General features: G+C 69.9%; 21 protein-coding genes. 12 read left to right on the top strand and 9 right to left on the bottom strand.

Going from position 1 to position 21,980, the window contains the following annotated elements; translation table 11 throughout:
- Positions 1-76: 76 nt before the first annotated feature.
- Genes LPB142_RS13670 through argB form a run of 3 tightly spaced genes read right to left on the bottom strand, consistent with a single transcriptional unit; the run spans position 77 to position 2,099 of the window.
- Entirely contained in the window at positions 77-598 is a 522-nt protein-coding gene (locus tag LPB142_RS13670; protein WP_071166701.1) for a SixA phosphatase family protein, read from the bottom strand.
- On the bottom strand, positions 595-1,224 hold the full coding sequence (locus tag LPB142_RS13665; protein ID WP_068764994.1) for a ferredoxin: 630 nt from the start codon (positions 1,222-1,224) through the stop codon (positions 595-597). The genes LPB142_RS13670 and LPB142_RS13665 overlap by 4 nt, the downstream gene beginning before the upstream one ends.
- Positions 1,221-2,099 (bottom strand): acetylglutamate kinase, encoded by an 879-nt coding sequence (argB, locus tag LPB142_RS13660; RefSeq protein WP_071166700.1) that lies wholly within the window; start codon positions 2,097-2,099, stop codon positions 1,221-1,223. The genes LPB142_RS13665 and argB overlap by 4 nt, the downstream gene beginning before the upstream one ends.
- A gap of 130 nt (positions 2,100-2,229) precedes the next feature.
- On the opposite strand from argB, the gene LPB142_RS13655 reads away from it, so the two are divergent.
- Positions 2,230-2,961, top strand: coding sequence for an SDR family NAD(P)-dependent oxidoreductase (locus LPB142_RS13655; protein WP_071166699.1), 732 nt, complete (start codon positions 2,230-2,232; stop codon positions 2,959-2,961).
- On the opposite strand, the gene LPB142_RS13650 is transcribed toward LPB142_RS13655, so the two are convergent.
- Complete coding sequence (locus LPB142_RS13650) at positions 2,949-3,650, bottom strand: HAD family hydrolase (protein ID WP_068764991.1); 702 nt, start codon at positions 3,648-3,650, stop codon at positions 2,949-2,951. The genes LPB142_RS13655 and LPB142_RS13650 overlap by 13 nt on opposite strands.
- A 155-nt stretch (positions 3,651-3,805) precedes the next feature.
- Between LPB142_RS13650 and clpS the strand changes: the two genes are divergently transcribed.
- The 3 genes from clpS to LPB142_RS13635 are packed head-to-tail and all read left to right on the top strand — an operon-like array spanning position 3,806 to position 6,075.
- Positions 3,806-4,129, top strand: coding sequence for an ATP-dependent Clp protease adapter ClpS (gene clpS, locus LPB142_RS13645; RefSeq protein ID WP_068765051.1), 324 nt, complete (start codon positions 3,806-3,808; stop codon positions 4,127-4,129).
- A 29-nt stretch (positions 4,130-4,158) separates the two neighbouring features.
- The gene (locus LPB142_RS13640; RefSeq protein ID WP_071166697.1) at positions 4,159-5,226 is read left to right on the top strand and encodes a methyltransferase; all 1,068 of its coding nucleotides are present in this window, start codon (positions 4,159-4,161) and stop codon (positions 5,224-5,226) included.
- Positions 5,227-5,265: 39 nt separating this feature from the next.
- A complete protein-coding gene (locus tag LPB142_RS13635; RefSeq protein WP_068764989.1) occupies positions 5,266-6,075 on the top strand; it encodes an SDR family NAD(P)-dependent oxidoreductase in 810 nt (269 codons plus the stop codon).
- 44 nt (positions 6,076-6,119) lie between these two features.
- On the opposite strand, the gene LPB142_RS13630 is transcribed toward LPB142_RS13635, so the two are convergent.
- On the bottom strand, positions 6,120-6,524 hold the full coding sequence (locus LPB142_RS13630; RefSeq protein WP_071166696.1) for a hypothetical protein: 405 nt from the start codon (positions 6,522-6,524) through the stop codon (positions 6,120-6,122).
- Positions 6,525-6,624: 100 nt separating this feature from the next.
- Here LPB142_RS13630 and hemF point away from each other — a divergent pair, with 100 nt between their 5' ends.
- Both hemF and LPB142_RS13620 read left to right on the top strand, forming a co-directional pair.
- Positions 6,625-7,506 carry an oxygen-dependent coproporphyrinogen oxidase gene (hemF, locus tag LPB142_RS13625; protein WP_156506756.1) on the top strand — a complete coding sequence of 294 codons (882 nt, stop codon included), beginning with the start codon at positions 6,625-6,627 and terminating at the stop codon, positions 7,504-7,506.
- A 125-nt stretch (positions 7,507-7,631) separates the two neighbouring features.
- A complete protein-coding gene (locus tag LPB142_RS13620) occupies positions 7,632-9,617 on the top strand; it encodes a DEAD/DEAH box helicase (RefSeq protein ID WP_082872835.1) in 1,986 nt (661 codons plus the stop codon).
- A 54-nt stretch (positions 9,618-9,671) separates the two neighbouring features.
- Here LPB142_RS13620 and hemE read toward each other — a convergent pair whose 3' ends face one another.
- Positions 9,672-10,703, bottom strand: a complete 1,032-nt coding sequence (hemE, locus tag LPB142_RS13615) for a uroporphyrinogen decarboxylase (protein WP_071166695.1) — start codon at positions 10,701-10,703, stop codon at positions 9,672-9,674.
- A 117-nt stretch (positions 10,704-10,820) separates the two neighbouring features.
- On the opposite strand from hemE, the gene hemC reads away from it, so the two are divergent.
- The 3 genes from hemC (at position 10,821) to LPB142_RS13600 (ending at position 14,561) form a co-directional block, all read left to right on the top strand.
- Positions 10,821-11,768: a hydroxymethylbilane synthase gene (hemC, locus tag LPB142_RS13610; protein WP_068765049.1), complete on the top strand. Its 948-nt coding sequence runs from the start codon at positions 10,821-10,823 to the stop codon at positions 11,766-11,768.
- A 138-nt stretch (positions 11,769-11,906) separates the two neighbouring features.
- Entirely contained in the window at positions 11,907-13,283 is a 1,377-nt protein-coding gene (locus LPB142_RS13605) for an FAD-binding oxidoreductase (protein WP_071166694.1), read from the top strand.
- Positions 13,284-13,352: 69 nt separating this feature from the next.
- A complete protein-coding gene (locus LPB142_RS13600; protein ID WP_068764985.1) occupies positions 13,353-14,561 on the top strand; it encodes an MFS transporter in 1,209 nt (402 codons plus the stop codon).
- Here the strand turns inward: LPB142_RS13600 and LPB142_RS13595 are convergent.
- The gene (locus LPB142_RS13595) at positions 14,558-15,271 is read right to left on the bottom strand and encodes an arylesterase (RefSeq protein WP_071166693.1); all 714 of its coding nucleotides are present in this window, start codon (positions 15,269-15,271) and stop codon (positions 14,558-14,560) included. The genes LPB142_RS13600 and LPB142_RS13595 overlap by 4 nt on opposite strands.
- On the opposite strand from LPB142_RS13595, the gene LPB142_RS13590 reads away from it, so the two are divergent.
- Positions 15,255-15,938 carry an ABC transporter ATP-binding protein gene (locus LPB142_RS13590; protein WP_071167261.1) on the top strand — a complete coding sequence of 228 codons (684 nt, stop codon included), beginning with the start codon at positions 15,255-15,257 and terminating at the stop codon, positions 15,936-15,938. The genes LPB142_RS13595 and LPB142_RS13590 overlap by 17 nt on opposite strands.
- On the top strand, positions 15,935-18,442 hold the full coding sequence (locus LPB142_RS13585) for an ABC transporter permease (protein WP_071166692.1): 2,508 nt from the start codon (positions 15,935-15,937) through the stop codon (positions 18,440-18,442). The genes LPB142_RS13590 and LPB142_RS13585 overlap by 4 nt, the downstream gene beginning before the upstream one ends.
- Positions 18,443-18,556: 114 nt before the next feature.
- On the opposite strand, the gene LPB142_RS13580 is transcribed toward LPB142_RS13585, so the two are convergent.
- Together LPB142_RS13580 and LPB142_RS13575 are read right to left on the bottom strand one after the other, a co-directional pair.
- Positions 18,557-19,021, bottom strand: a complete 465-nt coding sequence (locus LPB142_RS13580; protein WP_068764982.1) for a lytic transglycosylase domain-containing protein — start codon at positions 19,019-19,021, stop codon at positions 18,557-18,559.
- Positions 19,022-19,135: 114 nt separating this feature from the next.
- Positions 19,136-21,583: a heavy metal translocating P-type ATPase gene (locus tag LPB142_RS13575; RefSeq protein WP_071166691.1), complete on the bottom strand. Its 2,448-nt coding sequence runs from the start codon at positions 21,581-21,583 to the stop codon at positions 19,136-19,138.
- A 146-nt stretch (positions 21,584-21,729) separates the two neighbouring features.
- On the opposite strand from LPB142_RS13575, the gene LPB142_RS13570 reads away from it, so the two are divergent.
- Positions 21,730-21,939, top strand: a complete 210-nt coding sequence (locus LPB142_RS13570; protein WP_068764980.1) for a YgaP family membrane protein — start codon at positions 21,730-21,732, stop codon at positions 21,937-21,939.
- The last annotated feature ends 41 nt before the right edge of the window (positions 21,940-21,980 follow it).

Genomic DNA, 21,980 nt, shown 5'->3' with positions numbered 1-21,980 from the left:
GCCGGGGGCGCTGCCCCCGGACCCCCGGGATATTTTTGCATCATTGAAGGGGCGGCCGGCGGGCGGCCCCTTTTCTTCAGGCGCCCCGGTTCGAGGGGGTGAAGAAGTCGAGCATCGAGCCGAAGCCGGGTTTGACCTCGGACCAGTCGTCGATCTGGAAATCGATGATCAGGGTCGCGCAGGTCGGGAATTTGCGGAAATCGGGGTCGAAGACGGGGCGCGCGGGCAGGCGGGCGGCGAATTCGGCGATGCCGGGGTTGTGGCCGATCATCATCACCGTCGGCTGGGTGGCGTGGCGCAGATGGGCGAGCATGACATCGGGCGCGGCGTGGTAGAGGGCGTCGAGGTAGCGCACCTCGGGGCGGGTTTCGAGCACGGCGCCGGCGACGCGGTCCCAGGTTTCGCGGGTGCGCTGGGCGGTGGAGCAGAGCACCTCTTCGGGTTCGAGGCCGCGCGAGGCGAGGAAATCGCCCAGTTCGCGGGCGGCGGCGATGCCGCGGGCGTTGAGCGGGCGATCGTGGTCGCTCATCAGCGGGTCATCCCAGCTCGATTTCGCGTGGCGGGTGAGGATCAGACGGCGGTGACCGAGCGGTGTCATGGGTGGAAGTGCCTCATATGCCAAGCGGATTGTGAGGCCAGCCTGCCATAGCTTTGCCCGGGCGGGCAAGCGCGGCGCGCAAGGCAGCCGAAGGAAAGGCAGGTTTCGCCTTCCGGGGTGTTAAGAAATTCGTGGCAGCGGGGCACGTCATAGCCCGTCTCGGACATCGCGCCGACGGGGCAGGTGGTGGTGCAGGGGCGCGCGCAGGCGGCGCAAGGCGTGGGCGGCGGGGCGGCCTCGGGCGGTGCGCCGCCGATCTCGAGCGCGCCGCGCAGGCTGGCCCAGAGGCCCATTCGCGGATGGACGAGAAGCGCGACGGGGCTTGCGAAAAACGCCCCGGACGCCAGCGCCCATTGATAGAAGGGCGGCCAGGGCGGGCCCTCGAAGGGGAAGCGCGCGACGCCCTCGAAGCGCGCGGCGAGCCCCTCGATCACCCGTTTCGACCAGCGGTCGAGCGGGTCGGGCGCGCCGTCGGCCCATTCGGGCGCGGCGCTCAGATGCGCCCAGAATCCGGGCTCGTCGGGGGCGAGAAGGAGCCGTTGCCCCGTCTCGCAAGCCATTGACCCTGCGACGAAAAGCCGCTCGGCGGCGAGGGCCTCGGCAAGGCCCGGCGGCAGGCCGGTCATCCGCGGCGCGGCTTCACCCGCGGGATCGTCGAGCGGATCATCGAGCCCGCGCCATGTTCGGTGAAGAGCTCCAGGAGCACCGCATTCGAGACCCGGCCGTCGAGGATGACGACCGCGCGCACCCCCTCCTTCACCGCCTTGAGCGCGGTTTCGACCTTCGGAATCATCCCGCCCGAGATCGTCTCATCGGCGATCAGCGCGGTGACCTCATCGGGCGTCATCTGGGTGATGACCTCGCCGGCCTTGTTCTTCACCCCCGCGACATCGGTCAGCAGCAGCAGCCGGTCGGCCTGCAACGCGCCCGCGATCGCGCCCGCGGCGGTGTCGCCGTTGACGTTGAAGGTCTCGTTGTCGTTCACGCCCGTCGCCACCGGCGCGATCACCGGGATCATCCCGGCGCCATAGAGATCGCGGATCACCTGCACGTTCATCTCGACCGGGCGCCCGACGAAGCCCAGCTCCGGGTCATCGGCCTCGCAGACCATCAGGTCGTCGTCCTTGCCCGAGATGCCGACCGCGCGCCCGCCCTGATCGTTGATCGCCTGCACGATGCGCTTGTTCACAAGCCCCGAGAGGATCATCTCGACGACCTCGACGGTGGCCTTGTCGGTCACCCGCTTGCCGCGCACCCAATCCGATTTGATGCCGAGCTTGGCCAGCATCTCGTTGATCATCGGGCCGCCGCCATGCACCACGACCGGGTTCATGCCGACCTGTTTCATCAGCACGATATCGCGCGCGAAATCGGCCATCGCCTCATCGTCGCCCATCGCATTGCCGCCGAATTTCACGACGACGACCGCGCCGGTGTAGCGCTGCAGGTAGGGAAGGGCCTCGGAGAGGGTCCGGGCGGTGGCGATCCAGTCACGATCCATGGTCTGTTTTCTCATCATTTGCCCCCGGGGAAAACGCGCCCCCTTGTTACGGCCATTCGGGGGGGCTGCCAAGGGCATTGCCATTGCCGCGCGGGGGATTAGGTTCGGGGCAAAGTGCAGAGAGGATGCCATGGACGAGCGCAAGGTGATGCTGTTGACGGGGGCGAGCCGCGGGATCGGCCATGCCACGGTGAAGCGATTCGCGCGGGAGGGCTGGCGGATCATCACCTGCTCGCGCCAGCCCTTCCCGGAGAAATGCCCCTGGGGCGGCGGGCGCGAGGACCATATCGAGATCGACCTCGCCGACCCGAACGCGACGATCGCCGCGATCGAGGAGATCCGGGCGCGGCTCGGCGGCAAGCTTCATGCGCTGGTCAACAATGCCGGGATCTCGCCGAAGGGCCCGGGCGGGGCGCGGCTCAATACGCTCGACACCGATCTGCGGACCTGGGGGCAGGTGTTCCACGTCAATTTCTTCGCCTCGATCGTGCTGGCGCGCGGCCTGAAGGACGAGCTCTCGGCGGCGCGCGGCGCGGTGGTCAATGTCACCTCGATCGCGGGCAGCCGCGTGCACCCGTTCGCGGGCGCGGCCTATGCCACCTCAAAGGCCGCGCTGAAGGCGCTCACCCGCGAAATGGCCCATGATTTCGGGCCCTTGGGCGTGCGCGTGAATGCGATCGCGCCCGGCGAGATCGAGACCTCGATCCTCTCGCCCGGCACCGAGAAGATCGTCGAGGGCCTGCCGATGCGCCGGCTCGGCCAGCCCTCCGAGGTCGCCGATGTGATCTGGTTCCTGTGCACCGATGCCTCGAGCTATGTCACCGGCACCGAGATCGAGGTGAACGGCGGTCAGCACGTCTGAGCGATCCGCGCGACGAGGCCCGGCAGCGCGCCGAGATCGGCGATCTCGGCAAAGCGCGGCTCCTCGCGCGGCGGCTCGGCCGCCTCGAGCTCCCAGGTCAGGCCATGCGGCACATGGACCCCCCAGCCGCCCGCCTCGATCATCGGAATCACATCCGATTTCAACGAGTTGCCGACCATTATCGCCTGCTCCGCGCCGCTGCCGTGGCGGGCGAACACGGTGCGATAGACGCCCGCGCGCTTGTCCGAGACGATCTCCACCGCGTCGAAGAGCTCGCCCAGCCCCGATTGCGCGAGCTTGCGCTCCTGGTCGATCAGGTCGCCCTTGGTCACCAGCACGATCCGGTAGCGCCCCGCCAGCGCCTCGATCGCCGCGCGCGCCTGCGGCAAAAGCTCGATCGGATGGGCCAGCATCTCGCGCCCCGCGGCCAGAATCTCGCCGATCACCGCGCCCGGCACACGGCCGCCGCTCACCTCGACCGCGGTCTCGATCATCGAGAGCGTGAACCCCTTCACCCCGAACCCATAGGCGCCGATATTGCGCCGCTCGGCCGCCAGAAGCCGCTCGGCCAGCCGCTCGGGCGGGGCGTGATCGGCCATCAGCGCATGAAAATGCGCCTGCGTCAGGCGGAAGAACCGCTCGTTGTGCCACAGCGTGTCATCGGCATCGAACCCGATCGTGGTGAGCATTCCGTCAACTCCCGGCCTTGCGCGGCGCTATCGGGCCCGAACGCGGCGGAAAACGCAATTCCTTTCGCTCAAAGGGTTTTCAACCGTGACGATCTCCCTATATTCGCTCTGAGACCCACCCGATTCCTGCGAGAGTGATGCGCGAGCCCGTCCATATGATGGCCGATCAAGAGAACGATGCCGAGAACGATCTCGGCCTCGCTCTGAAGACGCGCCCGAAGACGCAGCGCCCGCCGATGTACAAGGTCTTGCTGCTCAACGACGATTTCACCCCGATGGAATTCGTCGTGCATATCCTCGAGCGGTTCTTCCACCTCGATCATGCGCAGGCCTTCGAGATCATGCTGATGGTCCATAAAAAGGGCCTCGCGGTGGTGGGCGTGTTCTCCTATGAGGTCGCCGAGACCAAGGTCACGCAGGTGATGGAGTTCTCGCGCCGCCACCAGCACCCGCTGCAATGCACCATGGAAAAGGAATGACCGGGCCGCATCCGGTCTTGTGAGGTCCGATGTCGCATCCCCGTCTGTCGCTGGCGCTTGCTGCGCCTGAGGCCCTCCCGTCCGAGGGGGTGATCGCGCTGTTTCGCCCGACCGCCGAGACCGATCTGTCCGATCTGCCCAAAGCCCGGCTCGAGGCGGTGCAGGGTTTTGCCCCCGATGCCGCGGCGCTCGAGGCCAAGGGCATCAAGACCCGCCCGACGCCGGGTGAGGGCTATGCGGCGGCGGTGGTCTTCCTGCCCCGCGCCAAGGCCGAGGCGCGCGCGATCCTGTTCGAGGCGGCGGCGCGGGTGGTGCCGGGCGGGCCGATCTGGGTCGATGGCGTGAAACATGATGGCGTCGATTCGGTCCTGCGCGATCTGCGCAGCTGGACCGAGGTCTCCGACCCGATCGCCAAGGCCCATGGCAAGATCTTCGCCTTCCGCGCCGGCGCCCCCGCGCCGGAGGCCTGGCGCGCGGTCGAGGGCCACCCGGCGCCCGGGTTTGTGACCCTGCCGGGGGTGTTCTCGGCCGATGGCGTGGATCGCGGCTCGGCGCTGCTCGCGGCGGCGCTTCCGGCGAAACTGCCCGGCCGGATGGCCGATCTCGGCGCCGGCTGGGGCTGGCTCTCGGCGCAGGTTCTGGCGCGCGAAGGGGTCGAGAGCCTCGATCTGATCGAGGCGGAGCATGCCGCGCTCGATTGTTCGAAAAAGAACATTTCTGACCCCCGCGCGCGGTTCATCTGGGCCGATGCGACGCGGTATACATCGGAAAATCGCTATTCCGGGATCGTGATGAACCCGCCGTTCCATGCCGCGCGGGCGGCCGATCCGGGGCTCGGGCTGGCGTTCATCCGCGCCGCGGCGGGGCTTTTGTCGCTGTCGGGCACGCTCTGGATGGTCGCGAACCGCCACCTGCCCTATGAAGAGGCGCTGCGCGGGCTGTTCCATGAGGTCGAGGAGATCGGCGGCGATGGCGGCTTCAAGCTGATCCGCGCCGCGAAGCCGATCGCCGGCGCCACCAAGGCCCCGCTGCGCGCGGCCCCCGAGGCGCCGCGCGCCGTCGCGTCACGCCGTCGCGCCCCTCGCCCGCGGCGTTAATTTCGGTTAAAACGCCCGTCACCTGATCAGGAGACCCGCATGTCGCTCGCAATCACCGGCAAGACCGCGATCATCACCGGCGCGGCGCATGGCATCGGCCTCGCGATCGCGCGCCATTTCATCGACCGCGGCGCGCATGTGATGTGTGCCGATATCGACGAGGCCAAGCTCAACGCCGAATTCGGCGACGAGGCGCGCAATGATGGCCCGGTGCGGATTTTCGCGGGCGATCTGTGCCAGAAGCTGACGGTGAACAACCTGCTCTCGGCGACCGTCGATGCCTATGACCGGATCGATATCCTGATCAACTCGGCGCGCGCTTTCGCGCCCTGCGACCCGCTCGAGCCGATCCAGGATGTGCTCGAGGATATGTTGCGCCAGAACATGATGGGCGCGCTGCGGCTCTCGCAGATGACCGCCAAGCGGATGATTTCGCTCGCGGAAAAGGAAAATCGCACGACCGGCGAGGTGGGCACGATCATCAATGTCTCGACGCTGGCGGCGCAGCGCGCCCAGCCTGAGCTGCTGGCCTATTCGATCGCTTGCGCGGCGCAGGATCAGGCGACGCGCAGCCTCGCGGTCGCGCTCGCGCCGTATCGGATCCGGGTCAATGGCGTCTCCTTCGCCTCGGTTATGAGTGCGTCCTTGCAGGCCGCGCTGAAGGAAAACGGCGATTGGCGCGAGGCGATTGTCGCGGGCACGCCGATGGGCCGCATCGCGCCGCCTTCGGAGCTTGCCGAGACGGTGCAATATCTCGCCTCCTCGGGCGCGGGCTTCGTCACCGGCCAGGTGATCCAGGTCGACGGCGGGCGTTCGGTGATCGACCCGATCGCGGTGCCGGTCTACTGAGCCATTAAGTAAATTTAACGCGCCCGCCCCGGAATAAGCGCGGCTTATTCCGGGTAGGTCGCCTTGCAGGCCGCGATATTGGCGCGCATCTGAGGGCCAATCGCGCGGATCTTGGCGCGCAGCCCGGCGGCCTTGCGCTCCTCGGCGCCGGGGTCGATGGCGATCTGGCGCTGGCGGGTGATGGTATCCTCGACGAGGCAGCGCTCGGGCTTTTCGATCACGGTGCCGTTCGGGCGGGTGATGGTGCGGGTGCCGCAGACCTCCCAGCGGGTGACCGGCACCTCATAGCTCTCCCAGGCGTAGCCGCGCGCGAGATTGCCCTCGACCTCGGCCAGCAGCCGCTCGAGGTTTTGCGTCTCGCGGGTGGCGCGGTAGATGCATTGTTCTTGCGGCGTGCCGCAGGCGGCGAGAAGGGCGAGGGCGGCGAGCGAGGCGAGAGCGAGGCGCATGTGGGTCTCCGAAATTGCGCCCATCCTGACGCGGGCGCGACGAAAACGCAATTCCCGCCCGCGCGGTGGCCTGCTAAGGAGGGCCAAAAGGGAGCGCGACATGACCGATATTGATTTCACCGAGCGCAAGGCGCGGGCGAGCGCGTGGTTCTCCGAGCTGCGCGACCGGATCGTGGCGCGGTTCGAGGCGCTCGAGGACGCCGGGCCCGGGGCCGGCGCGCCGGGGCGGTTCGAGGTCACGCCGACCACCCGCAAGGGCCCCGAGGGCGAGGATCATGGCGGCGGCAAGATGTCGGTGATGCGCGGCGGGCGGGTGTTCGAGAAGGTCGGCGTCAATATCTCGACCGTCTGGGGCACGCTGGCGCCGCGGGCGCAGGCGGCGATGGCGGCGCGCGGTGTGCCGGGGATGGCGGAGGATCCGCGGTTCTGGGCGAGCGGCATCAGTCTCGTGGCGCATATGCAAAACCCGCATACGCCGGCGGTGCATATGAATACGCGGATGTTCTGGACGCCGGGGGCGTGGTGGTTCGGCGGCGGCGCCGATCTCAACCCCTGTCTCGAATATGCCGAGGATACCGCGCATTTCCATGACACGCTGCGCGCGGCCTGCGAGGCGCATGATGCGGGCTATTACCCGCGTTTCAAGGCCTGGGCGGATGAGTATTTCTTCGTGCCCCATCGCGGGCGGGCGCGGGGCGTTGGCGGGATTTTCTATGATGATCTCAACACCGGCGACTGGGAGGCGGATTTCGCCTTTACCCGGGCGGTGGGCGAGGCGTTCTTGCCGGCTTTCGTGCCGGTGACCGAGCGGCGGCTCGGCACGCCGGCCTCCGAGGCCGACCGCGAGGCGCAGCTCATTCATCGCGGGCTCTATGCCGAGTATAATCTCGTCTATGACCGGGGCACGAAATTCGGGCTCGAGACCGGGCATAACGCCGATGCGGTGCTGATGAGCCTGCCGCCGCTGGCGCGCTGGCCGTGAGGGGGGAGGGGGCTCTGCCCCCGCTTGCGCTCCCCCGGGATATTTGGGCATCGTTGAAAGGGGCTTTCCTTTAGGGGGGAAAAGGTCTAGAACGCGCGCTTTCCGCCTCTCCGAAAGCTCCTGACATGACCCAGTTCGAACATCTCCCCGCGGCGCTCAACGAGGCGCTGGCCGCGAAGGGCTATGCGGCGCTTACGCCGGTGCAGGAGGCGGTGTCGCAGCCGGAGCTGGCGGGGCGCGATCTTCTGGTGTCGGCGCAGACCGGGTCGGGCAAGACGGTGGCCTTCGGTCTGGCGATGGCGCAGGAGCTGATGGCCGATGGCGGGCTCTCGCCTTACGCCGATCTGCCGCGCGGGCTGATCATTGCGCCGACGCGCGAGCTTGCGCAGCAGGTCAGCCGCGAGCTCTCCTGGCTTTTCGCGCAGGCGGGTGCGGTGATCACCGGGGCGGTGGGCGGTATGGACGCGCGGGCCGAGCGGCGCGCGCTCGAGCGGGGGGCGCATATCGTGGTGGGCACGCCCGGGCGGATTTGCGACCATATCCGGCGCGGGGCGCTCGATCTCTCGGCGCTCTCGGTCGTGGTGCTCGACGAGGCCGATGAGATGCTCGATCTCGGCTTCCGCGAAGACCTTGAATTCATTCTCGAAGGGGCGCCCGAGGCGCGGCGCACGCTGATGTTCTCGGCGACGGTTTCGCCCGAGATCGCGCGGCTGGCCACGACGTATCAGCGCGATGCCGAGCGGATCTCGACGATCGCGGCGAAGAGCCAGCACGCCGATATCGATTATCGCGCCTGTCTGGTCGACAAATCCGACCGCGAGAATGCGATCGTGAACCTGCTGCGGTTCCATGAGGCGGAGCGGGCGATCGTGTTTTGCTCGACGCGGGCGGCGGTGACGCATCTGACCGGCAAGCTTCTGAACCGCGGGTTCTCGGTGGTGGCGCTCTCGGGGGAGCTGACCCAGGACGAGCGCTCGCGCGCGCTGCAGATGATGCGCGACGGGCGGGCGCGGGTCTGTATCGCGACCGATGTGGCCGCGCGCGGCATCGACCTGCCGGGGCTCGAGCTCGTGATCCACGCCGATCTGCCGCAAAACCGCGAGGCGATGCTGCACCGCTCGGGGCGGACGGGGCGTGCGGGCTCGAAGGGGATCTCGGCGCTCGTGGTGCCGCTCAATGTGCGCACCAAGGCCGAGCGGCTGTTGCGCGAGGCGCAGATCAACGCGACCTGGGAGGCGGCGCCGGGGCCCGATGAGATCCTCGCGCGCGATGGGGAGCGGCTGTTGCGCGAGCCGGTGATCCTTGAGCCGGCGACGGCGGATGAGCTCGACGGGATCGAGCGGCTCCTGGCGACCTTCGAGCCGCGTCAACTCGCGGCGGCGGTGCTGCGCAATTTCCGCGCCGGGCGGTCGGCGCCCGAGGATCTGGTGCCGGTCACCGCCGAGGGGCCGAAGCCCCGCGCGCGCAATGAATTCGAGAATGCGGCCTGGTTCCGGCTCGCGATGGGCCATGATCAATATGTTGATCCGAAATGGCTTTTGCCGATGCTGTGCCGGGTTGGCGATCTGACGCGGCGCGATATCGGGATGATCCGCGTGCAGGAGAGCGAGACTTTCGTGCAGATCCATGCCGAGGCGGCGAGCCGCTTCGCGGCCGGGCTCGGGCCCTCCAAACGGCTCGAGGACAAATGTTTCGTCGAGCCGATGGCCGCCGCCCCCGAGGGGCTCGACCGGCCCGCGCCGAAGCCTGCGCGCTGGCGCGAAGGCGGCGATGCCCGTGGCCCGAAGAAGCCCCATCGCAAGGGCGGCCCGCGCGAAGAGGGCGAGGGCTATGCGCCCAAGGCCCGCAAGGCCGCGCCCTGGGCGCGTGAGGGCGGCCATGGCGCCGCCGCCGCCGAGGGGCGCCCGGCCAAGCCCAAATACGAGGGCAAACCGAAGTTCGAGGGCAAGGGCGGCTATGAGGCCAAGCCGAAGTTCGAGGGCAAGCCCAAGGCGAAATTCGACGCCAAGCCCGGCGCCAAACCGGGCGCCAAACCGGGCGCGAAATTTGGCGCCAAGCCCGCGCTGAAGGGCGGCAAATTCGCCCCGAAAGGCCCGCGCAAAGGCGCATGAAAAAGGGGGCTCCGGCCCCCTTCTTCTTGGCAAAAATACGCTCTTTTCCGCGGCTTAGCCCTTGCGGATCGTCTCGATCATGAGCGCGACATTCTCCGGGTCGGCATCGGGGGTGATGCCATGGCCGAGGTTGAAGATATGCGGCCCCTTCGAGAAGGCGCGCACCACCTCGCGGGTGGCCTCAACGAGCGCCACGCCGCCGGTGACCATATGGCGCGGGTCGAGGTTGCCCTGCACGCAGCCGTCCTTTTGCACATTGGCCGCCGCCCAGTCGGCCGAGACCGAATTGTCGATCGCGACACAATCGGCGCCGGTTTTCTGCGCAAACCCGACATAACCCTCGCCCGCCTCGCGCGGGAAGGCGATGATCGGCAGACCGGGGAAGCGCGATTTCAGCGCGGCGATGATCCGCGCGGCGGGCGCCACGGCGAAGTCCTCGAAATCCTGGCCCTTGAGGCTGCCTGCCCAGCTGTCGAAGAGCTTGATCACCTCGGCGCCGGCGACGACCTGCTGGCTGAGATATTCGATCGTGGCTTCGGTGAGCAGGTCGATGATCCCCGCGAAGGTCGCGCGGTCGGCGGCCTTGAGCGCATGGGCGGGGCCCTGATCGCGCGTGCCGCGGCCGGCGATCATGTAGGTCGCGACCGTCCAGGGCGCGCCCGCAAAGCCGATCAGCGTGGTCTCGCGCGGCAGCTCGCGGCGCAGGATCTTCACGGTTTCATAGATCGGCGCGAGTTTCTCATGCACATCGCCGGGCGCTTTCAGGGCGGCGAGCTCGGCCGCCGTCGTGGTGGTCGACATCCGCGGGCCCTCGCCGGTCTCGAACCACAGATCGACGCCGAGCGCCTGCGGCAGGAGCAAGATATCGGCGAAGAGAATCGCCGCGTCGAACCCGTAGCGGCGGATCGGTTGCAGCGTCACCTCGGCGGCGAGCTCGGAATTGTAGCACAACGACAGGAAATCCCCGGCCTGGGCGCGCGTCGCGCGATATTCGGGCAGGTAGCGGCCGGCCTGGCGCATCATCCACACCGGCGGCGTGGGCAGAACCTCGCCCTTCAGGGCGCGCAGGATCGTCTTGTCGGTCATCTCGGTCTCCTCGGTTGCCCCCCAAAAGCCTGCCCTGCGGCGCGATGTCAAGCGCGGGCGCCGCACGCACCGCTTGCGCGGGCCGTTTGCCGCAGCTATCGCTTGGCCATGACCAAGATGCCCTCCGAAACGGACCCGCTGAAGATCGGCACGCGCGGCAGCCCTCTGGCGCTGGCGCAGGCCCATGAGACCCGCCGCCGGCTGATGGCCGCGCATGGCCTGCCCGAGGGCGCCTTCGAGATCGTGGTGATCAAGACCACGGGCGACAATGCCGCGCTGATCGCCGCGGACAAGCCGCTCAAGGAACTGGGCGGCAAGGGGCTCTTCACCAAGGAGATCGAGGAGGCGATGCTCGCCGGGCGGATCGATATCGCGGTCCATTCGATGAAGGATATGCCGGTCGCGCAGCCCGAGGGGTTGGTGCTCGATTGCTACCTGCCGCGCGAGGATGTGCGCGATGCCTTCGTCTCGCCCAAGGTCGCGCGGCTGATGGATCTGCCCGAGGGCGCGGTGGTGGGCTCCTCGAGCCTGCGCCGGCGCGCGCAGCTCGCCAATCGCCGCCCCGATCTCAGAATGGTCGAGTTCCGCGGCAATGTGCAGACCCGGATGAAGAAGCTCTCCGAGGGGGTGGCCGAGGCGACCTTCCTCGCGATGGCGGGGCTGAACCGGCTCGGTATGGCCGAGGTCGCGCGCTCGGCGATCGCGCCCGAGGAGATGCTGCCCGCCGTGGCGCAGGGTGCGATCGGGATCGAGCGGCGCGGCGCCGATGGCGCGACCGCCGCGCTGCTCGCGCCGATCCACGACCGCCCGACGGGCGAGCGGCTCGCGGCCGAGCGCGCCTTCCTCGCGACCCTCGACGGCTCCTGCGAGACGCCGATCGCGGGGCTTGCGATCCTCGAAGGCGGCGCGATCTGGCTGCGCGGCGAGATCTTGCGCCCCGATGGCTCGGAGGCGATTGCGGGCGAGCGGCGCGGGGCGATCTCCGACGCGGCCGAGCTCGGCGCGGATCTCGCGCGCGAGCTTCTCGGCCTCGCGCCGAAGGGCTTTTTCGACTGGCGCGGCTGAGCCTTTGCTCGGCCGTTCGCGGCTGAGTAGGGCGGAATTTGCGTATTTCGGCCAAGAAGAAGCGCAGGGCTCTCCTCTTCTTCTTGGCAAAAATACGCAAAATCGACGGTGGGGGCGGGCGGGCGGCCGGGAGGGGATATGGCGTTTCTCGAGGCATTGCGGGCGGAAATCGGTGCGGCGCAGGTTCTGACCGGGGCGGAGGCTGCCGGGTTCGGGCGCGAATGGACCGGGCATTATCATTGGACGCCGCTGGCGGTGGCGCGGCCGGGGTCGACGGCGGAGGTGGCGGCGGTGATGCGGCTGGCCTCGGCGGCGGGGGTGGCGGTGGTGCCGGTGGGCGGCAATACCGGGCTCAATGGCGGCACTCATGCCGAGGGGGCGCTGATGCTTTCGCTGGCGCGGCTCAATCGGGTGCGGGGGCTGAACGCGGCGACGCGCACGGTGGTGGCGGAGGCGGGCGTGGTGCTCGAGCGGCTGCATGAGGTGGCGGCGGAGGCGGGGCTCGTCTTCCCGCTGACTTTCGGGGCGAAGGGCTCGGCGATGGTCGGGGGCTTTCTCTCGACCAATGCGGGGGGCTCGAATGTGGTGCGCCATGGCTCGGCGCGCGCGCTGTGTCTCGGGCTCGAGGTGGTGTTGGCCGACGGTCGGGTGATGGATCTGATGACCGAGTTGCACAAGGATAACACGGGCTATGACCTGCGCGATCTGATGATCGGGGCGGAGGGGACGCTCGGTGTGATCACCGCCGCCGTGCTCAAGCTCGTGCCGGCGCCGGCGGGCTATGGCACGGCGCTGATCGGGGTCGAGAGCCTCGAGGTTGCGCTCGATCTGCTCAACCGGGTGCAGGCGGGGTCGGGCGGCGCGGTCGAGGCGTTTGAATTCATGCCCGCGCGCTACATGGACCGGCTCGCGCGGCTCAAGCCGGAGCTTGCCTGCCCGTTCCCGCCGCAGCCGGTCAATATCCTGATCGAGATCGCCTCGACGCGGGCCGATGAGAGCCCGAGCGCGCTTCTCGAGGAGATCCTCGGCGGTGCGCTCGAGGCGGGGCTGATCGGCGATGCGGTGATCGCGGGGAGCGAGGCGCAGCGGCGCAAGCTCTGGCTGATGCGCGAATCAGCGGCCGAGATCACCTTCACGACGCCCAATCTCGTCGATACCGATGTGGCTTTCCCGCTCGACCGGCTGGAGACCTTCCTGCACCGGATGACGGCGCGGCTTGCGGTGCTCGACCCGGGGGCGGAGGAGTTGGTGATTGCGCATCTGGGCGATGGCAATATCCATTATACCGCCTATCCGACGCGCGACGACGCCGGTTTGCGCGACACAATCCGCGCGGCAGTGGCCGAGGAGGCGGTGGCGCTGGGGGGCAGTTTCTCGGCCGAGCATGGGGTCGGGCTCTCGAAGCGCCCGACGATGGCGGCGCACAAGAACCCGGTCGCGCTCGAGGTGATGCGCGCGATCAAGGCCGCGCTCGACCCGCGGGGGATCTTGAACCCGGGCAAGACGCTTCCGTGACCGGGGCCCCGCGCGGGGCGGGCTTGCATCGGCGCGCGGGGCGGCGCATCAGGGGGCGTGAGGTTTCCCATGCCATTGCCCGCGTCCCTGCGCCCGATCATCCGCGACCCGGTGTTGCTCCTTGCCGGGGCGCTTTTGGTGCTCTTTGGTGCCCATGCGGCGACGATTGCGCCCTATGTCTCGGCGCTGGCGGTCACGCTTTTTCACCTCAGCGACGGGGCCTATTCGGCGCTGCTGATTGTGGCCTCCGGGGTCTCGGTGGCGGCCTCGGTGGGCTTTGGCATCCTCGCCGATCAGCGCGCGAACCGGCGGGTGATCGCGCTGGCTTCGGGGGGCTTCTTGCTCACCGGCACGGCGCTGATGGTTCTGGCGCCGGGGCCTTTGGTCTTTGTCGTGGCCCATGCGCTGATCTTGCCGCTTTCGGGCTCGCTCTTTGGGCAATTCTTCGCGCTGGCGCGGCTCGCGGCGAGCCTGCACCCCGAGGCGGAGCGCCCGGCGATTCTCGCCACGCTGCGGGCGGCGTTCGCGCTGCCCTGGGTGGTGGTCTTGCCGATCTGGGCGGTGGTATTCGACGCGGGGGCGCCGCTTTTGGTGCTTTACCCGGTGACGCTGATCTTTGGCGGGGTGCTGTTGGGCCTCGTGTGGCGGTTCTGGCCGAAGGACGGCGCGACGCGCTGGCCCGACCCGCCCTCGGGGCTCAGCTTCGCGCAGAGCCTGCGGGAGATGGCCGAGGGGCGGGTGCTCGTGCGGGTTTTGGCGCTGGGCACGGTGCATGGCGCGGTGACGCTCTATCTCGTGGTCGTGGGGCTGGTCTTTGCCGCGATCCCGGGGCGGGGGGCGGCCGATACCGCGCTTTATGCGGGGATCGTGGCGGGGCTCGAGGTGCCCTTCATGCTGGCGCTGCCGCGGGTGCTCGGGCGGGTGTCGCAGACCGCGCTGATCTGGATCGGCATGGGGCTTTATGCGGTGCATCTCGCCGGGATCCCGCTTCTGGCCGAGACGCGCTGGGTCTGGGGGCTGACGCTGGCGGGGGCGGCGGGGGGCGCGGTGGTGCTGACCCAGCCGATGGCTTACCTGCAGGAGCTCCTAGCGGCGCGGCCCGGGGCGGGGGCCTCGCTGATGGCGCTGCAAAAGCTCGCGGGCGATGCGATTTGCGCCGCCGTCTTCGCGGTCGGCACCGGGCTTGGCGGCTATGGGCTCGCGGCGGGGCTCGGCGCGGGGCTCGGGCTTGTGGGCGCCGGGGCGCTCTGGGCGCTCGACCGGCGGGGGGCGCGTTAGGGCGCGGCTTTCGCGACGAGCTCCTGCACTTTGGGCCCGAGCGCCTCGACGACCATCGCGACGCCCTTCGCCGAGGGGTGGATATTGTCGCCCTGCATCAGCCCTTCGGCGGCGCGGGTTTCGGGCGGCAGCGCGGCGATCGGCGCGAGCAGATCGGGCAGCAGGAGCGCGCCGTGTTTGGCCGCCAGATCAGGCCAGATCGCGTCGAAATCGGCCTGATACGCGGCGCCGTAATTGCCCGGCGCCTTCAGCCCGACAAGCAGAACCGGCAGCCCGCGCGCGCCCACCGTGGTCAGGATCGCATCGAGATTGGCGCGCGCCTCTTCGGGGGCGAGCCCGCGCAACAGGTCATTGCCGCCGAGCGCCACGATCACCGCGCCGACCTCGGGGGTGAGCGACCACTCGACCCGCGCCCGCCCGCCCGCGGTCGTATCGCCCGAAACGCCCGCGTTGATCAGCTCGGCCTCGGTGCCATGGGCGGCGAGCCAGCGCCCGAGCTGCGGCACGAGCCCGTCCTCGGGCGGCAGGCCATAGCCCTGGGTCAGGCTGTCGCCGAGCGCGAGCACGGTGACCGGCGCGGCGAGCGTCGGCGCGCCAAAGGCCGCAAATATCACGAAAAAGAGCCCCGCCAGACGGTTGAGCCCGGCCCCGCGCGCCCCATATCGGAGGGAAGCGAGACGAAGGAGCCCCTTGATGACCGACCCGATCATGACCCTCAACGCGGCGCGGCTCACGCTCGATGGCAATGCCGGCCCCGTGGAAATCCTGCGCGGCATCACGCTGTCGGTCGCGCGGGGGGAAAGTCTCGGGCTGACGGGGCCTTCGGGGTCGGGCAAATCGTCTCTCCTGATGCTGATGGGCGGGCTCGAGCGCGCCACGGGCGGGCAGATCGCGGCGCTCGGCCATGACCTGACCGCGATGGGCGAGGATGAGCTGGCGCGCTTCCGCCGGGCTAATATGGGGGTGGTGTTTCAGTCTTTCCACCTGATTCCGACGATGACCGCGCTCGAGAATGTCGCGCTGCCGCTCGAGATCGCGGGGGCGGCGGATGCCTTTGCGCGCGCCGAGGCGGAGCTTGCGGCGGTCGGGCTCGGGCATCGGCGGGGGCATTATCCGGCGGAAATGTCGGGGGGCGAGCAGCAGCGCGTGGCGCTGGCGCGCGCGCTCGCGCCGCGGCCGGCGATCCTCTTGGCCGATGAGCCGACGGGCAATCTGGATGCCGCGAATGGCGCGGCGGTGATGGATCTGATCTTCGGGCTGCAGGAGGCTTATGGCGCGACCTTGATCATGGTCACCCATGCGCCCGAGCTTGCGGCGCGCTGTGGGCGGGTGGTGCGGCTCGCCGATGGGCAGCTCGTGGGCGAGGCGGTGGCATGAGCGGGCTTGCGGTCGCGGCCACCATCGCGCGGCGCGAGCTGCGCGGCGGGGTGCGCGGGTTTCGGGTGTTTCTGGCGTGCCTTGTGCTCGGCGTGGCGGCGATTGCGGCGGTGGGGCTCGTGCGCGAGGCGATCCGGTCGGGGCTGGCCGATCAGGGGGCGGAGCTTCTGGGCGGCGATGCGCGGCTCGAGTTCACCTATCGCGCGGCGAGCGCTGAGGAGCGCGCCTGGATCGAGGGGCGGGCGGGCGCGGTCTCCGAGGTGGTGAGCCTGCGCTCGATGGCGGGGTCGGGGGACGATCGCGCGCTGACCCAGCTCAAGGCGGTCGATGATGCCTATCCGCTGATCGGGGCGCTCGAGCTTGACCCGCCGGTCGGGCCGGGCGCGCTGGCGGGGGTGGGGGGGCTGCCGGGCGCGTTTCTCGACCCGCTTCTGGCCGATCGGCTGGGCCTTGCGCCGGGCGATCGGTTCACGCTCGGGGGGATCGACTTCGTGCTGATGGCGCGGCTCCTGCGCGAGCCCGATTCGCTGGGCACCGGCATGGCCTTCGGGCCGCGCTCGATCGTCTCGCTCGACGCGCTGCGCGGCACGGCGCTTCTGGCGCCCGGCGCGCTTTATGAGACGGAATATCGCGTGGCCTTCCCGCAAGGCACGGATCTTGCTGCAGAAAAAGCCGCCGCCGTGGCGCGGTTCGAGGGCGCGGGGATGCGCTGGGCGGATAGCCGCCGCGCGAGCCCGGCGGCCGAGCGCTTCACCGACCGGCTGGGCAGTTTCCTCGTGCTTGTCGGGCTCGCGGGGCTCGCGGTCGGCGGGGTGGGGATCTCGGCGACGGTGGCGGGCTGGCTCGAGCGCAAGGCGGCGACGGTCGCGACGCTGCGCGCGCTTGGCGCGAGCGGGGCGGTGATCCGCGGCGCCTTCCTGATCCAGCTCGCGGTGCTGACCGCGCTGGGGCTCGCGGGCGGCGTGACCTTGGGCGCGGGGGCGGTTTGGGCGGCCTCCGGGCCGATCGCGGCGGCGCTGCCCTTCAAGGTCGAGATCGCGCTCAGCGCGCGGCCCTTGGCGGAGGCGGCGCTTTACGGGGCGCTGATCGCGGCGATTTTCGCGCTCTGGCCGCTCGCGCGGATGAGCGAGATGCGCGCGGCGCTGCTCTACCGGGCGAGCGGGCGGGCGCGGCGGGTGCCGCCGCTGCGGGCGCTGGTGGTGATCGGGGCGCTGGGCGCGGTTCTGCTGGCGGCCGCGGTGATGTTTTCGGGGCTGAAGGGGCTGACGCTCGCGGCCTTTGCGGCGGTGACGGGGGCGCTTTTGGTGCTCGCGCTCGTCGCGCGCGGGGTGCGGTGGCTCGCGCGGCGGGCCGGGGCGGCGGCGCGCGGGCGCCCGATCTGGCGCACCGCCCTTGCCGCGATGGGCGCGCCGCGCTCCGAGGCGGGGGCGGTGATCGTGTCGCTCGGGCTCGGGCTCTCGGTTCTGGCGGCGGTGGGGCAGGTCGATGCGGGCCTGCGCGGGGCGATCGCGCGCGATCTGCCGAAGACGGCGCCGGCGTTTTTCGCCATCGATATCCAACCCGATCAGCTCGCGGCCTTCCGCGACCGGCTGACCGGCATGCCCGATGTGACCAAGGTCGAGACCGCGCCGATGCTGCGCGGGGTGATCACCGAGATCAACGGCCGCCCGGCGCGCGAGGTGGCGGGGGATCATTGGGTGCTGCGCGGCGACCGGGGCGTGACCTATGCCGAGGCGCCGCGCGAGGCGCTGACCGAGGGGGCATGGTGGGCGCCCGATTATGCGGGCCCGCCGCTCGTTTCGGTGGCGGCGAAGGAGGCCGGCGAGCTCGGGCTGAAGCTCGGGGACCGGCTGACGGTGAATATCCTCGGGCGCGATATCGAGGCCGAGATCGCCTCGTTCCGGGCGGTGGATTTCGCGACGATGGGGATCGGGTTCGTGCTGACCTTCAACCCCGCCGCGCTCTCGGCGGCGCCGCATTCGGCGCTCGCCACGATCTATGCGCCGCCCGCGGCCGAGGCGGGGATCATGCGCGCGCTGGCGCAAGAGTTCCCCAACGTGACCGCGATCGGCGTGCGCGAGACGATCGGGCGGGTCAGCGAGGCGCTCGGCGCGATTGCGCGGGCGACCTTGATGGCGGCCGGGGTGACGCTGGTGACGGGCTTTGTGGTCCTGATCGGGGCGGCGGCCTCGGGCGAGGCGGCGCGGGCGCGCGAGGCTGCACTGCTCAAGACGCTCGGCGCGACGCGGGGGATGATCCTCGGGGCCTTTGCGCTGCGGGCCGCGCTGATGGGGGCGGCGGCGGGCGTCGTCGCGATCGGCTTTGGCGGGCTCGCGGGCTGGGCGGTGGTCGATCTGGTGATGGGGGCGGAGTTCCGCTTCGCGCCGGCCAGCGCGATCGCCATCGTCGCGGGGGGCGTCGTCGCGGTTCTGGCGGCGAACCTGATCTTTGCGCGCGGCGCGCTTGGTGCCCGCCCCGCACAGGTCTTGCGCGCGCCGGAGTGAGGCAGCGGAATTTGCGTATTTGGACCAAGAAGAAACGGGGGAGTTTGCGAGCCCCTGCCGTTTCTTCTTGGCAAAAATACGCAAGCAACAGACGGCCTGGGCGCCGCGCCGGGATCAGCTTTTGAGGCCGGTTTCGCGCAGGATGCCGCGGCGTTTGGCTTCGTAATAATAGCCCTTCGAATACCACATCACCGCGCGGTCATGCGAGCCATCGGCGCACAGCCAGGCGCCGCGCAGGTATTTGACCGCATATTTGAGGTTGGTTTCGGCGCGCAGGAGTTCCCCCGGTTCGCCGCGGAAGCCCATGCCGCGGGCGGTCTGCGGCGAGATCTGCATCAGGCCGTAATACTGGCCGTTGCGGGCGGTGGGGTTGTAGCTGCTTTCGCGCCGCACGACGCGGTGGACGAGCGCGCGGGGCACTTCGTAGTGATCGGCGTAGCGGTCGATCAGGGCGCGCATCTCGGGCGTTTCGCCGGGGCGCATCTCGGTGGGCACGTTCTTCGAGGATTCGCGCGGGCCGCCGCCACAGGCGGAGAGGGCGAGCGCGGACAGGATCACGGCGCGGCGGGAGAGCTGCATGAAGGCCTCAAATCTCTTTGCTTCAAGAGAAATGCGCCGAAAACCCCTGTCTGGGAAGGAAATTTTACCACGATCGGCGGAGCTTTGCCGACGGGGCGGGCGCAGGCGGGCGCCTTAGCGGCCCGCGCGGCGCAGCCGGAGCGCGTTCGTGACCACGAAAACCGAGGAGAAGGCCATCGCGCCCGCGGCCAGCATCGGCGAGAGGCCGGGCCCGCCGAAGGGGCGCAGAACGCCCATCGCGACCGGGATCAGGGCGGTGTTATAGGCGAAGGCCCAGAAGAGATTTTGCTTGATATTGCGCATGGTTGCGCGGGAAAGGGCGAGTGCGCGGGCGACGCCCTGCGGGTCGCCCTGCATCAGCACGACATCGGCCGCTTCGATGGCGACATCGGTGCCGGTGCCGATCGCGATGCCGATATCGGCGGCGGCGAGGGCAGGGGCGTCATTGATGCCATCGCCGACGAAAGCGGTGACAGCGCGTTCGCGCAGATCCTTGACGGCGGCGACCTTGCCCTCGGGCAAAACCTCGGACACCACGCGCAAGATGCCGAGCGTGCGGCCGACGCTTTCGGCGGTGGCCTTCATGTCGCCCGAGATCAGCGCGACCTCGACGCCGTCATATTGCAGCGCGGCGACGGCATCATGGGCGTGTTTCTTGAGCGGGTCGGAGACCGCCATCAGCGCCGCGAGGCGGCCATCCTGCGCCAGCCAGAGCGGCGTCTTGCCCTCGCGCGCAAGCGCCTCGGCCACCGGCGCGAGGAAGGTGCAATCCACCCCGGCCTCGGCGAGCGCGCGGGCATTGCCGAGGAGGATCTCATGGCCCTCGACCTGCGCGCTGAGCCCGCGCCCGGGCAGCGCCTTGACCGCGCGGGCGCGTGCGGGGGCGACGCCGCGGGCGGCGGCTTCGGCCAGCACCGCATGGGCGAGGGGATGCTCGGAGCGCGCCTCGGCGCCCGCGGCGATGGCGAGGATCTGCTCGGGGGTGAAATCGGGTGCGGCGGGGAAGAGATCGGTCAGCGCGGGGCGGCCCTCGGTCAGGGTGCCGGTCTTGTCGAAGGCGACGATCCGGGCCTCGGCGAGGCGTTGGAGCGCATCTCCGCGCCGGAAGAGGAGCCCGAGTTCGGCGCCGCGGCCGGTGCCGACGAGGATCGAGACGGGGGTGGCGAGCCCCATCGCGCAGGGGCAGGCGATGATCATCACCGAGATCGCGGCGACGAGGGCGTGGGTGAGGCCCTGGCCCGCGGCCAGCCACAGAACGAAGGTCAGCGCCGAGAGCCCCATCACCGCGGGCACGAAGATGCGGGTGACCTTGTCGACGAGCGCCTGAACGGGGAGTTTCTGGCCCTGCGCCTCTTCGACGAGCGCGATGATCCGCGCCAGAACGGTATCGGTGCCGGTCGCGGTGACGCGGAAGGCGAGCGCGGCGGGGCCGTTCACGGTGCCGCCGGTGACCTTCATGCCCGGGGTTTTCTCGACCGGGGCGGGCTCGCCGGTGAGCATGCTTTCATCGACCCAGCCATGGCCCTCGATCAGCTCGCCATCGACCGCGATCCGCGCGCCGGGGGCGATTTCGACGATATCGCCGGGGGCGAGTTCCTCGACCGGCAGCTCGACGAGCCCCGCGGGGCGGCGGACCTGGGCGGTGGCGGGGCGCAGCGCGACGAGGCGCGAGATCGCCTCGCCGGCGCGGCCCTTGGCGCGCGCCTCGAGCCAGCGGCCGACGAGGATCAGGGTGACGATGGTGGCGGCGGCCTCGAAATAGATCTCGAGCGCGCTGGGCGGCAGGAGCCCCGGCGCGAGCATCACCACCGCCGAATAGCCAAAGGCCGCCAGCGCCCCCATCGCGACGAGCGAGTTCATCTCGGGCGCGCCGCGCAGGAGCGCGGGGATACCGAGCGCCAGAAAGCGCCGCCCGGGGAAGGCGAGCACGAGCGCGGTCAGCACGAACTGGATCCACCACATCACATCCTCGCCGATCATCCGCGCGAGCCAGTGGTGGAGCGGGTGATACATGTGGCTGACCATGGCGAGGAACACCACCGGCGCGGTGAGCAGGCTCGCCACGATCACATCGCGTTTGAGCGCGCGCGCCTCGGCGGCCTGGCGGGCGGCGACCGGGGCGGGGGGGGCGTCGGCGGTCTGCACGCGGGCGGGGTAGCCTGCGTCGGTGACGGTGCGGGCCAGCTCGGAGGGGGCGATGGCGCCTTGCGCATAGGTGACGGCGGCGCTTTGCGTGGCGAGGTTGACGGCGGCGGAGATCACGCCCGGGGTCTCGGCGAGGGCGCGCTCGACCCGGCCCGCGCAGCTCGCGCAGGTCATCCCCTCGATATCGAGCCGCGCCTGCGCCTCGTTGACCGGGTAGCCCGCCTTGGCCAGCGCGGCGGCGAGGCTCGCCGGGGTGGCGGGCGCGGCAAATTCGACCCGCGCCGAGCGCGCCATCAGGTTCGCCGCGGCCGAGGCCACCCCCGGCTCGGCGGCGAGCGCGCGCTCCACCCGCCCGGTGCAGGCGCCGCAATGCATGCCGTCGATGATGAAGGTGGTGTGCGACAGCGGCTCGGTCATGGCGGCTCTCCTTGTTCCCTCTCCCACTTGGCGCGCCGGGCGGGCGGGGTCAAGGTCGGTGGGCGGCGCAAAACATTCGAGACCTTGAATACATGCCCCGGGGATGTTACCTGAGAGCCCAGAAACCTTCCCTGACGGAGATCCCGATGTCGCTCGACCGTATCATGTTCGCTTTCGCCGGGGCCATGGTCCTGATCAGCGTGATCCTGACCCAACTCGTCTCGCCCTATTTCATGTGGTTCACCGTGTTCATCGGCGCGAACCTGCTGCAATCGGCCTTCACCGGCTTCTGCCCGGCGGCGAAGATCTTCGCCAAGCTCGGCTTCAAGACCGGCTGCGCCTTCGAGGCGAAGTAATCTCCGCTCATCGGCGGACGGCGCGGGCGGGGGCTTCCCCG

This window comes from Rhodobacter xanthinilyticus, from assembly GCF_001856665.1.
Classification (GTDB): Bacteria; Pseudomonadota; Alphaproteobacteria; order Rhodobacterales; family Rhodobacteraceae; genus Rhodobacter; species Rhodobacter xanthinilyticus.
Note: the sequence above shows the minus strand (reverse complement) of the source record. Positions and strands in the feature narration are given on the sequence as shown.